We start from the raw sequence: 12957 nt of genomic DNA, 5'->3' as shown, positions 1-12957 counted from the left end.
TCCTGCTGGAACTGGGAGGAACATCATGTCGGACAATGCGGCGCGACGCCTGAGCAGGATGTTCTATCGCATATCCATTGCGATCGAGGCGGGAAAGGACCACCTTTCGGACCTGGACGGCGCCATCGGCGACGCCGACCATGGCATCACCATGTCGCTCGGCTTCATGGCGGTGAATGCCGAACTGGCCAAGCTCAACCTGGACGACACGCTGCCGTCGGAGGTTTTCGCGGTTGCCGCGTCAGCCTTTCTCGATGCCGTCGGCGCGTCCACTGGGCCACTCTATGCGACTGCGTTCCGCAGGGCGGCGCAAGCCCTCAAAAAGGAGGAATGCCTGTCGCCCGCCGACCAGGCGGCGATCGTCGAGGCGATGACGATCGGCATCAAGGAGCGCGGCAAGGGCCAGCGCGGCGACAAGACGATGCTCGATGCCTGGGTCCCCGCGACGGAAGCGGCGGTCAATGCGCGTGCCCGCGCTGCCGGAGGTCCGGAAATGTGGAACGCCATATTGGAGGCCGCCGAAGCCGGGGCGAATTCGACACGGTCGATGGTCGCCGCGCGCGGCAGGGCGGCCAGGCTGGGAGAACGATCGCTCGGCCATATGGATCCGGGCGCGGCCTCGGCCGTCATCATCCTGCGGGCAATGAAGGACACGTTTGAGGAGGGCGAGCGCGCAAGCCCACAGTGAGGAAAGTACGGTTACCGCTCTGATCGCCTGCTCAAACACCGTAGCGTTCGGTGCGGATGAGGCCTGCCGGGACGCCGGCATCTATCAGCGCCTGGGCGGCGCTCGACACGAAGGCATTCGAACCGCAGACGAAGGCCAGCCCCGGCGGCTCGGGCAGCCGCATCATCGTTTGCACCATCATGTGGACGTCGACCCGCCGTGCATAATCCTGCGGACGCCGGGCCGGCTCGCGCGTCAGCGTCAGCACCAGATCGAATCCGTCCTGGCGGTCGTTGAGGCCGATCAGTTCGTCGCGAAAGATGACCTCGTCCCAGATCCGCACGGAAAATACCAGTGCCACGGGCACCAATGATTTGCGCGCGGCGCGATGGCGGATCATCGCCATCAGCGGCACCACGCCCGACCCGCCACCGACCAGGAGGAGCGGCCCGCCGTCGCTGTCGGACCAGACGAAGTGCCCCCCGAGCGGTCCGCGCAACTCGACCTCGTCGCCGACGGCCGCCACCTCGTGGAAGAACGGCGAGACTTCACCGTCGTCGAGCCTTTCGATCGCCAGTTCGATCGTCTCGCCCGCATCCGGCGCCGAGGCGATGGAGTAGGAGCGGCGCGCCTGATAACCATCCGGCGCCGTCAGCCTGACGTCGACATGCTGCCCGGCGCGATAGGTGAAGGGCCGCGACGGCTGCAGGAAAAAGCTGGTGACGCGTGGCGTGCGCTTTTCGATGCGGGTGATGGTGACGGTCTGCCAGGGCGACTGTGTCGCCGCTGCCTCGCTCATGGGTCGCCCGTATAGCGCTGCTCGCGCCACGGGTCGCCATAGATGTGGTAGCCGCGCAATTCCCAGAAGCCGGGCTCGTCGCGCTCGGTGAACTGCAACCCGTTCACCCATTTGGCCGATTTCCAGAAATAGAGATGCGGAACCAGCAGCCGCGCCGGGCCGCCATGGTCCGCCGTGATCGGCTTGCCTTCGTAGAGCAGCGCCACCATCGCCTTGCCGGCGGTGAGATCCTTTGTCGGCACATTGGTTGTATAGCCGTCGTAGGACAGCGCCAGCGTGAAGGCGGTTGGCGGTTCGATGCCGGCATCGGCCAGGATGTCGTCGACCAGCACGCCCTGCCAGGCCGTGTCGAACTTGGTCCAGGCAGTGACACAATGGATGTCGCGGGTCATCTTGCTCATGGGCAAGGCGTTGAATTCGGCCCAGCTCCATTTCTTGATCGGCCGCGGCCCGTGCTTCAGCGTGAACGACCAATCGTCGGTGCGCACACGTGGCGTCGGCCCCGCCGACAGGACAGGAAAGCCTTGCTCCAGGTATTGGCCAGGCGGGATACGCGCATCTGTATCCGTCGGAGGCTTTCGCCCGGAAAAGAAGCCACGAGTGACCATCGGGAGTATCCGTTCTTGAATCGGGCCGTTGTGTCGGGCCGCTTGTCAGCCGACGGCAGTCTTCTAGAAGATATTCCCACGAGCAACAGAAATCTTGACGGGCTTGGGGCGAGCCCGCGCCGATCGCACGGGCTCGCCACCACTATTGTCGAACTCAGGAGCCCTCAACCGGCGGCGAATGGCACCGCGACGAAGATTTGAGCGTCGCCGCGATCGACAAGCAGCAGTACGGATTTCTTGCCTGATCTGCCGGCCTGCGCGATCGCCTGGTTTGCCTGCCTGGCGCTGCGCACCGGGGTCTGGTCTATGCCGACGATCACGTCGCCCGGCTGGATGCCCGCGGCCGAGGCTGCCTTGTCCGGATTGACGCGCTCGACCAATGCGCCGTGCTGGTTGGTTGCCAGGTTCAACTCCTCGCGAACATCAGGTGTGACGTCGGTCAGGCCCAGGCCGAGCGAACTCACGCGCAAGGCCTGCTCAGGCGACTTGCCGCCATGGTCATCGGCCGAGGCAGTCTTCACATCATCGCTATTGCGCCCGACATCGACGGAAATCTCGACGCTCTTGCCCTTGCGCCAGACGTTCAGTTCTTCCTTGGCGCCGGGCGAAACGTCGGCGACGGCACGCGACAGATCCTTGGGATCCTTTATGTCGTGACCGGCGAAGCTGGTAACGACGTCGCCGGTCTCGATTCCCGCCCTGGCGGCAGGTGATCCGTCATTGACCTCGGAAACCAGCGCACCGCCGGGATGGTCGAGGCCGACAGCGCTCGCCACATCCGGCGTCACCGGCTGGATCTGGACGCCGAGATAGCCGTACTCAATGGAGCCGCCCTTCATCAGCTTGGCGACGACCTTTTCAGCCTGGTCGGACGGGATGGCGAAGCCGACGCCGACGCTGCCGCCATTCGGCGAATAGATCGCGGTGTTGATGCCGACGACATTGCCGGCGACATCGACCAGCGGACCGCCGGAATTGCCGTGGTTGATCGGCGCATCGATCTGGATAAAATCGTCGAACGGGCCGCTGTTGAGGTCGCGGCCGCGCGCCGAGACGATGCCTGACGTGACCGTGGTGCCAATGCCGAACGGATTGCCGAAAGCCAGCACCTGGTCGCCCGGCATCAGTCTGTCGGAATCGCCCCATTTGACGGTCGGCAGGGACTTGCCGGCCTTGATCTTGAGGACGGCGAGGTCGTTCTTGGCGTCGCGACCAACCAGTTGGGCGGGAAGTTCGGTGCCGTCGTCGAGCGTCACCTTGATCGAAGTGGCGCCATCGATCACGTGATTGTTGGTGACGATGGTGCCGTCGGCGTCGACGATGAAGCCGGAGCCGAGCGCCTCGGCGCGCTGCGCCTGCTGTGGCGGCGTCCTGGGGACAGGTATCCCCTGATCGCCGAAGAATTGGCGGAAATAGTCGTCGAAGGGCGAGCCGCCGTTGAAAGGCGAGCCGTCACTCATCGTCTCCGGCTGCGCCTTCATGACCGTGGTAACGGTTACCACCGCCGGCTTGTCAGCGGCCACGATCGGAGCGAACGAGCCGTTAGGGGCTGTTATCCCGGCGACAGGTGTCTGGGTCGTCGCAACGGCGTTGCTCGCGCCCATGTTGTTCGCACTCTGGGCGAAAGAAATGACGAAGGGGGATATGATCAGCGCAGCGCCCAGCAAGGCCGCGACGCGATGTCTGCGAAGAATGTCTGACATGGTCGTTTGTCCGGGCGAGAGTGGATCTGGCGCCGCGACCGGTTCTCCAGGAATCGCCATCGGCGTGTCGACGGTCGCGGTTGCCCGTCTCGCCAGGCATGGCAGCGGACCGTATCGACAGCCCACCATCTAGGGCTCGGATCGGCCCGAATTAGGGTTTCAGGGCGACCTTACGAAGATTTAATATCCGGAAAGCGCCAATGGGTGAAAGTCTGACACTTCGTACCGTGTGGAAACAAGAACCGACCAATGCGGGCCCGACGGGTCGGCGCAGCCCGTCCGGAGAGTTGCGCAATCAAGCAGGAACGTACGTCAACCTGATCGCGTCCTCGCCGACTAAATCGCTGGCCACAAGGCGGAGCGGCGGCCGGGGGCCGGCGAAGAATGGCTTGCCGCGACCAAGCACGACTGGGTGGAAGTAGAGTCGATACTCATCGATAAGACCAAGGTCGGTAAGGCTTCGCGCCAGGTCTGGTCCGGAAACTGCAATCTCCCCGACGAGCCGGGCCTTCAGGCCACGGACCACCGCCTCGATGTCATCCTGGACAAGAGTGGCGTTGGGGCCGACCGACTTCAACGAGCGCGATACGACCCACTTCGGTTGGCGCCGCCACGCCGCCGCGAACTCGTGTCGCTCCGCACTCCACTCAGGACGGTCTTCGTCCCAATAGCGCATGGCCTCGTACATGCGGCGACCGTACACACTGCCGGTCAGGTGGCGCACGTGCTCTATCCAGTGACGAAAGAGCGCGGGACCTGGCGGCGGCAATTCCAGGTGGTCGACATAGCCGTCCAGGGACTGGTTCATTCCGAAGACGATCTTCGCCATGCCGCAAAATCTCCCCCCTGTTCTTCAGAATGGCATGAGCCACCGTTACGCGAAACGAGGTTGCCTACGCGTCCGGTACCAAGCGTCAGGTTTTCACCACTAGAGATCGTCCGTTCGCCTGAGATAGGCCGACGCCAGCTCGCGCATCCGCTTTCCATCGAAGCTTGGCCCGTGGCCGCCATGGCCGATGCGGACAGGCAGGTCGAGCAGCCGTTGCATCGTCCGGCGATAGGCGGCGCGGTCGGAATCCGGCAGGTCGTCGATCAGCATGGCGTCGTAGATGGCGTCGCCAGCAAAGAACAGGCCGTCCGTCTCATCGAACAGGGCGATCGAATCGGGAGAATGGCCGGGCAGATGCAGCACGCGAAATTGCCGATCGCCGAGATCGACCACATAGCCCTCGTCGAGGGTGCGTGTCAGCGGCGCCGGCGGAATTCTGTAGTCGGCTGCTTTCCAGCCCGGCTCCGGCAATTTCGAGACGGCGCCTTCGAGGTCATGGAACATGTAGGCATAGGTGACGGCCGGATCCATGGTTTCGAACGCCGCGGCACTCATCCTCGGCCCTGCCCGCAACGGGAATTCGTGCAGCGAGCCGACATGGTCGAGGTGGATATGGGTGGCGACGACGATGAGCGGCTTGCCATCAGGCGTGTCGATCCGTGGCGCCAGCGGCTGGATGCCCATGCCGGTGTCGACGAGCAGGTCGGCGTCGCGGCCGCTGAAATGCCAGATATTGGCGCGCACGAAATCATGCACGAACGGCTCGCTGAGCATCGTCGTATCGGCGTCGACTTGCGTCTTGCTGAACCAGTCATCCATCAAGAAAGATCCGGCATCAGAAAAAGCCGGCATCAGACGAACGGCTTCCCGACCTTGTACTTTTCCGGGACCAGCCGTCTGAGATAGGCCATGCCCGCATCCGAAAGCTGGTTGACTTCAGGCTTCATGAAATCGTCCGGCATGTGGCGCGTCTTGCCGGCGACATTCTTCAACGGCACCTTCTTCAGCACGGTTTTCGTGCCGTCATATTGCAGCGCCACCGAGCCGCCGCCCTCTTCCGCCACCTTGACGGCGAAAGCGCCGGCATCGAAAGCTTCCTGTGCGTCCACCGCACTGATGGCGCCGACATAGCCGCGCGGCATGTAGCCGAGCGCGTCGACGCGCGCCCGCTTGCCCGGCAATCCCTCGGCCAGCGCACGCTCGAGCGCTGCCGGCAGGTCGCTGCCCGAAAGCTTGACGTTGCCATGCGCGTCGCGCTCCAGCTTCTCCGGCGGCACCAGGCTTTCGACCAGCGCCTTGCCGTCGGCGGTGCTGACGCCTTCGGAGACGGCGACGATGCAGCGCTTGTGGCGGTCGAGCGTGGCGCGCACGTCGTCGATGAAGGCGGCGGCCGAGAATGGGCGCTCCGGCACATAGACGAGATGCGGGCCGCTGTCGGGGTCGAGCTGCCAGGCAGCCGCCGCCGCGGTGAGAAAGCCGGCATGCCTGCCCATGACGATGCCGACATAGATGCCAGGCAGCGCGCGGAAATCGAGATCGACGGAGAGAAAGGCGCCGGCGACGAACTCGGCCGCGGAGATGAAGCCCGGCGTGTGGTCGTTCTCCTCGAGATCGTTGTCGATGGTCTTCGGCGCATGGACGAAAGCCATCTTGCCGCCGGCCGCATCGGTCAGGATCTGCTGCGTGCCCGAGGTGTCGTTGCCGCCGATATAGATGAAGGCGTCGGCACCGGCCTTCTTCAGGCCGTTGAGGATGATTTCGCAATAGGCGGCGTCCGGCTTGTCGCGCGTCGAGCCGAGGGCAGCGCTCGGCGTCGCCGCGATCAGCCGCAACCGGTCTTCGGGAATGGAGGTGAGATCGGCATAGTTGCCGTCACGAATCCCGCGTACGCCGTGGATCGAACCCAGGACCTTGGCGCCGGGATGCCGCTTGCGGATCTCGAGCGCGGCGCCAACCATGGTCTGGTTGATGACGGCGGTCGGGCCGCCGCCCTGCGCGATCACAAACGTTCCTGACATTCTTCGTTTCTCCCCAGCAGTGGTCTCGCAGGCACATTCGCCTGTCTTGCTGGATCATGCAACGGGGCGGGATCACGCAACGGGGAGAGCCGATCGGCCGCAGCCGCGGCCGCAGGATCAGACGACGACGACCGGGTTCTTCTTCGATACGCGGCTGTAGAGGTCGATGATGTCCTGGTTGATCAGGCGCACGCAGCCCGACGACATCGCCTGGCCGATGCTCCACCATTCCGGCGAGCCGTGGATGCGATAGCCGGTGTCGCGGCCGTCCTGATAGATGTAAAGCGCACGCGCGCCGAGCGGATTTTCGAGGCCGCCGGGCTGACCGCCTTGCCACTTCACCAGTTCCGGCTTGCGGGCGATCATTTCCGGCGGCGGGGTCCAGACCGGCCATTCCTTGCCGTACTGGATGTTGGCGCGGCCGGACCAGCGGAAGCCGTCCTTGCCGATGCCGACGCCATAGCGGATGGCGTCACCGCCGGGCTGCACCAGATAGAGCTTCCGCTCCTCCAGATGGACGACGATGGTACCGGGCGCCTCGCCAGTCGGATCGACGACGATCTGGCGGCGGAATTCCGGCTTGACCTTGAGATACGGCACTTTCGGCACGTTGAAACCGCCGTCGGTGAGCGCGGCATACATGACGTCCGGGCTGGTGATGTTCTTGTCGACGCTGATGCTCGGGCGCACGGGCCGGATCGAACCGGTGGCCGTGTCGTCGAGCTGGAGCGACGGCAGATCCAGCGTCTGGCTGCAGCCGGCGACGCCGAGCAGCGCCATGGCGCCGGCGCCGGTCAACACCGAGCGACGGGAAAGCTGAATTTCAGTTTCGATTGCGTCGCCGTTGTGCGGCGGCGTCAGACTTTGCGGCAACTCACGCATCTACCCAAACCCTACGCTATCGGCGGGAAGCACGGTCCGGCCGGATAGCAGGCATTTTCACCAATCATGGTTGAAAAAGCGTGAAGAGCCGCCGGTTGCCCTTGACCCTGATTTGCTGCGCAGCTCCGGACATGCCGAACCGGCAGGCGGCAGTTTTTCGACATTGCCTCTTTACATCCTCACGCGCCCAAGGATTTATCCTTTTCTTTGCGCTCAAGGAGACAAACATGTCCTTCGAAAACTGGGCCGCGTTTGCCGCCGCCTCAGCCATCCTTCTCGTCATTCCGGGCCCGACCATCCTTCTGGTCGTGTCTTATGCGCTTGGCCAGGGCTGGCGCACCGCGCTGCCGATGGCGGTCGGCGTGGCGCTTGGCGACTTCACCGCGATGACGCTGTCGATGCTAGGCATCGGCGCGCTGCTGGCGGCCTCGGCCACCGTGTTCACGGTGCTGAAGGTGATCGGCGCGGTTTATCTGATCTATCTCGGCATCAAGCTGTTTCGCGCCGGCGGCGCGCTCCGGGCCGAACCGCGCACCGATGCGGTGTCCTCGGCCAAGATGATGGGGCATGCCTGGCTGGTCACCGCGCTCAACCCGAAGAGCATCACCTTCTTCGTCGCCTTCCTGCCGCAGTTCCTAAACCGGCATGCCGATTTCTGGACGCAGATGCTGATCTTCGAGACGACCTTCCTGGCGCTCGCCTTCGCCAATGCCTTCGGCTACGCGCTGATCGCGGCAAGGGCGCGCGACGTGGTGCGTAATCCCCGGGCGATCCGCATCTTCAACCGAACCGGCGGCACGCTGCTGGTCGGCGCCGGCATCGCCACGATGGCGATGCGCTCCGGGAACTAAGCTGGGCAATCGCAATAGATTCTTGCGAAGAGGACCCCTACCCCTAGCCCCTCCCTCTTGTGGGGTGGGGGTGCTGTCTCACCATTTGACGCTGAAGCCGAGATTGCCCTCGAGGATGCGCCGCTTGTCGCCGCCGAGATTGGTGGTGTAGTCGCCGGTGGCGAAGATGCTGACCTTGTCCGTCACCTTGGCGACGAGACCGCCGCCAAACTCGAACGACGTCGAGTCGCCCTCGGTCGAGATATCCGTGCCGTCGAAGTCGACGCGGTCGGTGCCGCCGAAATCGTGCCACAGATTGGCCTTGAGGTAAGGCTGCAGCGCCATGCCGTTCATGACGGTCTCGCCTTGCAGCCGCAGCCCCAGCCGGCCTGTGACGCTGTCGTCGAGGTCGAACGACACCGATGAGAAACTGTCCTCGGTGCCGTCGAGCGACAAATGCTGCCAGACCAGTTGCGCCTGCGGTTCGAGCGTCCAGCCCTCGGCCAGCGCAAACGGGTAGCCGCCTTCGAGCGAAGCGGTGATGCCGGTTCCATCGACATCGATGCCGATGCCGCGGGACGAACTCGCCGTGCCGCCGAAGAACGTTCCCATCACGACGCCGTCCAGATACCAGCCGCTTGGGCCGATATGGGTCCAGTAGCCGCCGAGGCTGGTGCCGTCGAGATCGATCCCGCCGACCGACAGATTGTTCCATCCCAGCGCCTGGCCGCGCACGTCGCCATTCATGCGGCCATAGGCAATGAACAGTCCGACGCGGTTGATGCCTGAAGCGCTTTCCCAGCCGAATGCATCGAAGCCGGCCTGCAGGCCAAACACGGTGCCGTCGAAGGACGGCGCGACGGTGCCCGACCAGGCCATCTCGGCATCCTGTCCGAAGATGCGGCCCCAGACCGGCGACAGTTCGGTGTTCGACAGCAGGTTCTGCTCGCCGCGCCGCTCGTGGAAGGTGCCAAGCGTCGCCATGGCCAGATGCTCGGCAACCGGTGGCACGGCCGAATAGACCGGCACCTCGATGCGATAGAGCTGGATCTCGGCTGCCTCCACCGGCGTGGCTCCCGGTGTTGGCGGGGCCGGCTGCACCGGCGGCGGGCCAGGCAGCGTCGGCACCGGGAGAACCGGCACATCCACCGGCACTGGCGGCGGTGGCGGCGGCGGTTCCGCCGGCGGGCTTGGCGGTGCCGGAGGCGGCCCCTCGGGCTCCGGATCAGCGACCTCAACCGGCGGCGTCGGATCGACGGGCGGATTGTTGATGTCGCCCTCGGTCGGCGGCGGTGTCGGCGGCAATTCCGACTGCGGCGGTGGCGGCGCGGTCTCCGGCGGCACCGGCGGCGGCGGCTCGGTCGGTTCGAGCGGCGGCGGCGCAGGGGCAGGCGGCGCAGGCGTGGTCAGCGTCGAGCGCAGATACCAGTTCTCCTCGCTGCCGGCGCTGACGCCGCCCTTGAACAGATAATATTCGAAGGCGCCGGCCGCGACCGGCGCATCGAGCGCAAAGGTGGTGGCGCCTGACGTGGCGCCGTCGATCGCCTGGACGACCATGATGCCGTCCTGCGTGGTCGAAGCGCCCGCACCGCCGAAATTGATCACGGAAATACCGGTCGAGCCGGACGCCGTCCCGCCCGACAGGATCAGCCTGTCGGAAGCGGAGCTGTCGTCGCCAAGCTCGGTCTGGATGAGCAGCAGACCGCCCAGCCCGACATAATTGCCGGAAATCGTCAGGCTGTCGGCAGCGCCCGCGGGGCCATTGGTCAGGTCGATGCGGCCGGCATTGGTCACCGAAGCCAATTGGCCCGATGTGAAGGCCTGGATCGAGGCATTGAAGCCGCCGCCGAACAAGGTGCTCGACGCGTCAACATCAAGTGAACCTGTGCCCGTGCCGCTGTCGCCAAGCACCAGATTGCCGTCCAGCGTCAATTCGGTGTCGTTGGTGGCCTCGATGGTTTCCCAGTTCTGGACCCGGTCGATGCCGTCCAGCGCAACATTGTCGAAGACCAGCGCATCGGTGCCGAGACCGCCGTTCAGCGCATTGGTGCCGCCGAGATTGGCATTGGTCAGATTGCTCAGCGTCGGAGTGTCATTGTCGCCGCCGAGGTCGACAGAACCATAGATGATGCCGCCATTGTTCCAGACGAAATTGTCGGTGCCGAAACTCATCAACACATCGCCGCCGACCGAGCCGCCGGTCACTGTTACGCTGTCGGTGCCGCCGCTGACGCTGATATTGCCGCCGATCGTGCCGTTGGAAAGGATGATCGTATCGTTGCCAAAGCCGGTGACGAGATTGCGGTCGATGGTGCCGCCGGACATGTCGAAGAAATTGTCGTCGAGCTTCATGTTGACGCGGCCGATGCGGCCGCCGGTCATCACCGCATGGTCGCCATCGTCGAAGAAATCGACGATGCGGCCGCCCGACATGGTGAAGGTGTCAAGGCCGTCGCCCTGGTTGAGCGAGCCGAGCTGGCCGCCGCTCATGTTGAAATCGTCGATACCCGAGCCCTGCTGGACATTGCCGGCAACGGTGCCGGCGCCGATGGTGAAGAAATCCGTGCCGTTGCCCTGATCGACGGCGCCGGTGATGGTGCCGGACTGCATATCGATGCGGTCGGTGCCGGCGCCAAAGGTGACGCTGCCGCTCACCTGCCCGGTGCCGCCGGCGGGAAAGGTCAGCGTGTTGTCACCATCAGTGTCGGTAAGGCTGCCGCCGGAATCGCCGCTGTCGCAGATGAAAGAGCTATTTCCGGCGGATGGAACCAGGACGCAGGCAGCGAAGGCCACTGAATTGGGCAGCAACGCAAACGACGTCGTGGCAAGCAAGTATATTAGCCAATGATTAAATACCTGGGATTTCCGGCACGCCGAAGCAACGCTTTTGTCAGCGCTGCGCGCGCAGCCATCAGGCCGTTCGATTTCATGGTGCCGCATCGCGTGACTCCCCGAATTCGCGATTCAAGCCCCACCCCTGCCGCAATGAAGCCATAATTCGTGCGGTTTTACAAAGGCTAATCTCCGTCACATGGTTGATAAACTGCAAAGGATACTCGGATAGACCTTGCACGATGCAAGGATGGCACAGTTATGGCCCATGCTTTATGATTGCGTTGGACCTAAGGCGTGCGGCGTTTGAACGAACCTATGTGATGCGCTTTACTTCCCTGTTTTGTGAATCTCGTTATCCCAAAACCGTTGCGTACTTTTGCGCGACAGGCATTAAAGTCCGAAAGGCAACCAGAGAGCATCGCATGGCAGTCAGGAATGCATTCGGCCTGACTTTTTCAGGCGCGACGGAAGCCGGGTTCTCGCCCTACAGCCAGGCTGTCCGTGAGTTGCAATGCTTCATCGGCGACCCGATCGGCTCTGTCGATCGCGCGATCGCGGCAAATCCTGATTTCGTCATGGCGCATGTGTTCAAGGGCTATTTGTTTGGCCTCGCCACCGAGCGCGAGGCGACGACGGTGGCCAGGACCTGCCATGAGGCCGCGCTGCCGCTTGCCGCAACAACGCGCGAACAGGCGCATGTCGCCGCACTTGGCCATCTCGCATGGGGACGCTGGCACGAGGCATCGCGTATCCTCGAGGACATCGCCATCGATACCCCGCTCGACCTGGTGGCGCTGTTGACCGGGCACCAGGTAGACTTCTTCACAGGCAATTCGCGCATGCTGCGCGACCGCATCGGCCGCGCGCTGCCCTCCTGGCAGCCCGGCATGCCGGGCTACCATGCCGTACTGGGGATGCAGGCGTTTGGGCTGGAAGAGATGGGCGACTATGCGCGGGCCGAAAAGCTTGGCCGCGCCGCGGTCGAGATCGAGCCGCGCGACGGCTGGGCCCAGCATGCCGTCGCCCATGTCATGGAAATGCAGAGCCGGCAAAAGGATGGCATTGCCTGGATGCGCGCCAACCCCGAGGCGTGGACGCGGGAAAGCTTCCTCAAGGTGCACAATTGGTGGCATCTGGCGCTGTTCCACTACGATCTCGGCGAGACCGACGAGGTGCTGGCGCTTTATGACGGGCCAATCTACGGCGACGGGTCGCCGCTGGCGCTCAACATGGTCGATGCCTCGGCGATCCTGTGGCGGCTCTACCTCGGCGGCGTCGATGTCGGCGACCGCTGGGCAGCACTCGCCGCCAACTGGCACAAGGCGGGCGGCGGCAACTATGCCTTCAACGATGCGCACGCCATGATGGCGTTCGTCGGCGCCGGTCTCGAAGCGCGTGCAAGCAGCTTGCTCGAGGCGCAGCGCGAAGCGATGCGTGGCAATGACGACAATGCGGCCTTCACGCGGGATGTCGGCCATCCCCTGACGCTCGCCATCAAGGCGTTCGGCGACGGCAACTACGCCGAGACCGTGCGCCTGATCCGGCCGATCCGGGCGATCGCCAACCGCTTCGGCGGCAGCCATGCGCAGCGCGACGTCATCGATCTGACGCTGATCGAGGCGGCGTTGCGCTCCGGCGATGGGGCGGTGGCAAGAGCCTTGACCGCGGAACGCGCGCTGGCGCGGCCCGACAGTCCGCTGTCGGCGCTGTTTTCGCGACGCGCGGCCGATCTGTCCGAGAATTGACCCGCGACCGATCTTGCCTTAAAAACTGGTCGAGCCAGATT

General features: G+C 64.3%; 11 protein-coding genes. 3 read left to right on the top strand and 8 right to left on the bottom strand.

Annotated elements, in window-relative coordinates; genetic code table 11:
* The first annotated feature begins 25 nt into the window (after positions 1-25).
* Entirely contained in the window at positions 26-688 is a 663-nt protein-coding gene (gene dhaL / locus C9427_RS10425) for a dihydroxyacetone kinase subunit DhaL (RefSeq protein WP_107649084.1), read from the top strand.
* Positions 689-719: 31 nt separating this feature from the next.
* Here the strand turns inward: dhaL and C9427_RS10420 are convergent, their stop codons facing one another.
* The 7 genes from C9427_RS10420 to C9427_RS10390 form a co-directional block, all read right to left on the bottom strand.
* The gene (locus tag C9427_RS10420) at positions 720-1466 is read right to left on the bottom strand and encodes an FAD-binding oxidoreductase (protein ID WP_107649083.1); all 747 of its coding nucleotides are present in this window, start codon (positions 1464-1466) and stop codon (positions 720-722) included.
* Positions 1463-2074 carry a molybdopterin-dependent oxidoreductase gene (locus tag C9427_RS10415; RefSeq protein ID WP_107649082.1) on the bottom strand — a complete coding sequence of 204 codons (612 nt, stop codon included), beginning with the start codon at positions 2072-2074 and terminating at the stop codon, positions 1463-1465. Before C9427_RS10415 ends, C9427_RS10420 begins: the two co-directional genes overlap by 4 nt.
* A 164-nt stretch (positions 2075-2238) precedes the next feature.
* On the bottom strand, positions 2239-3777 hold the full coding sequence (locus C9427_RS10410) for a DegQ family serine endoprotease (RefSeq protein WP_107649081.1): 1539 nt from the start codon (positions 3775-3777) through the stop codon (positions 2239-2241).
* Between the two features lie 295 nt (positions 3778-4072).
* Positions 4073-4606 (bottom strand): dihydrofolate reductase family protein, encoded by a 534-nt coding sequence (locus C9427_RS10405; protein ID WP_107649080.1) that lies wholly within the window; start codon positions 4604-4606, stop codon positions 4073-4075.
* Positions 4607-4705: 99 nt separating this feature from the next.
* On the bottom strand, positions 4706-5425 hold the full coding sequence (locus C9427_RS10400; RefSeq protein ID WP_107649079.1) for an MBL fold metallo-hydrolase: 720 nt from the start codon (positions 5423-5425) through the stop codon (positions 4706-4708).
* A gap of 32 nt (positions 5426-5457) precedes the next feature.
* Positions 5458-6624 (bottom strand): diphosphate--fructose-6-phosphate 1-phosphotransferase, encoded by a 1167-nt coding sequence (locus tag C9427_RS10395; RefSeq protein WP_107649078.1) that lies wholly within the window; start codon positions 6622-6624, stop codon positions 5458-5460.
* Positions 6625-6741: 117 nt separating this feature from the next.
* Entirely contained in the window at positions 6742-7506 is a 765-nt protein-coding gene (locus C9427_RS10390; protein ID WP_107649077.1) for a L,D-transpeptidase, read from the bottom strand.
* Between the two features lie 227 nt (positions 7507-7733).
* On the opposite strand from C9427_RS10390, the gene C9427_RS10385 reads away from it, so the two are divergent.
* The gene (locus tag C9427_RS10385; protein WP_107649076.1) at positions 7734-8357 is read left to right on the top strand and encodes a LysE family translocator; all 624 of its coding nucleotides are present in this window, start codon (positions 7734-7736) and stop codon (positions 8355-8357) included.
* Positions 8358-8435: 78 nt separating this feature from the next.
* Here C9427_RS10385 and C9427_RS10380 read toward each other — a convergent pair whose 3' ends face one another.
* Positions 8436-11174 (bottom strand): autotransporter family protein, encoded by a 2739-nt coding sequence (locus C9427_RS10380; protein ID WP_425351641.1) that lies wholly within the window; start codon positions 11172-11174, stop codon positions 8436-8438.
* A 419-nt stretch (positions 11175-11593) separates the two neighbouring features.
* Between C9427_RS10380 and C9427_RS10375 the strand changes: the two genes are divergently transcribed.
* Entirely contained in the window at positions 11594-12916 is a 1323-nt protein-coding gene (locus tag C9427_RS10375; RefSeq protein ID WP_107649074.1) for a tetratricopeptide repeat protein, read from the top strand.
* Positions 12917-12957: the final 41 nt, after the last annotated feature.

It is taken from the genome of Mesorhizobium helmanticense (genome assembly GCF_003034915.1).
Lineage (GTDB): Bacteria > Pseudomonadota > Alphaproteobacteria > Rhizobiales > Rhizobiaceae > Mesorhizobium > Mesorhizobium helmanticense.
The sequence above is the reverse complement of the archived record's forward strand: the minus strand, read 5'-3'. Positions and strand labels throughout refer to the sequence as shown.

Bases quoted from the DNA above. Each gene is read 5' to 3' on its own strand.
- C9427_RS10400 (WP_107649079.1), bottom strand. From the start codon at position 5,425: ATGGATGACTGGTTCAGCAAGACGCAAGTCGACGCCGATACGACGATG.
- C9427_RS10420 (WP_107649083.1), bottom strand. From the start codon at position 1,466: ATGAGCGAGGCAGCGGCGACACAGTCGCCCTGGCAGACCGTCACCATC.
- C9427_RS10390 (WP_107649077.1), bottom strand. From the start codon at position 7,506: ATGCGTGAGTTGCCGCAAAGTCTGACGCCGCCGCACAACGGCGACGCA.
- C9427_RS10410 (WP_107649081.1), bottom strand. From the start codon at position 3,777: ATGTCAGACATTCTTCGCAGACATCGCGTCGCGGCCTTGCTGGGCGCT.
- C9427_RS10405 (WP_107649080.1), bottom strand. From the start codon at position 4,606: ATGGCGAAGATCGTCTTCGGAATGAACCAGTCCCTGGACGGCTATGTC.
- dhaL (WP_107649084.1), top strand. From the start codon at position 26: ATGTCGGACAATGCGGCGCGACGCCTGAGCAGGATGTTCTATCGCATA.
- C9427_RS10395 (WP_107649078.1), bottom strand. From the start codon at position 6,624: ATGTCAGGAACGTTTGTGATCGCGCAGGGCGGCGGCCCGACCGCCGTC.
- C9427_RS10375 (WP_107649074.1), top strand. From the start codon at position 11,594: ATGGCAGTCAGGAATGCATTCGGCCTGACTTTTTCAGGCGCGACGGAA.
- C9427_RS10415 (WP_107649082.1), bottom strand. From the start codon at position 2,074: ATGGTCACTCGTGGCTTCTTTTCCGGGCGAAAGCCTCCGACGGATACA.
- C9427_RS10385 (WP_107649076.1), top strand. From the start codon at position 7,734: ATGTCCTTCGAAAACTGGGCCGCGTTTGCCGCCGCCTCAGCCATCCTT.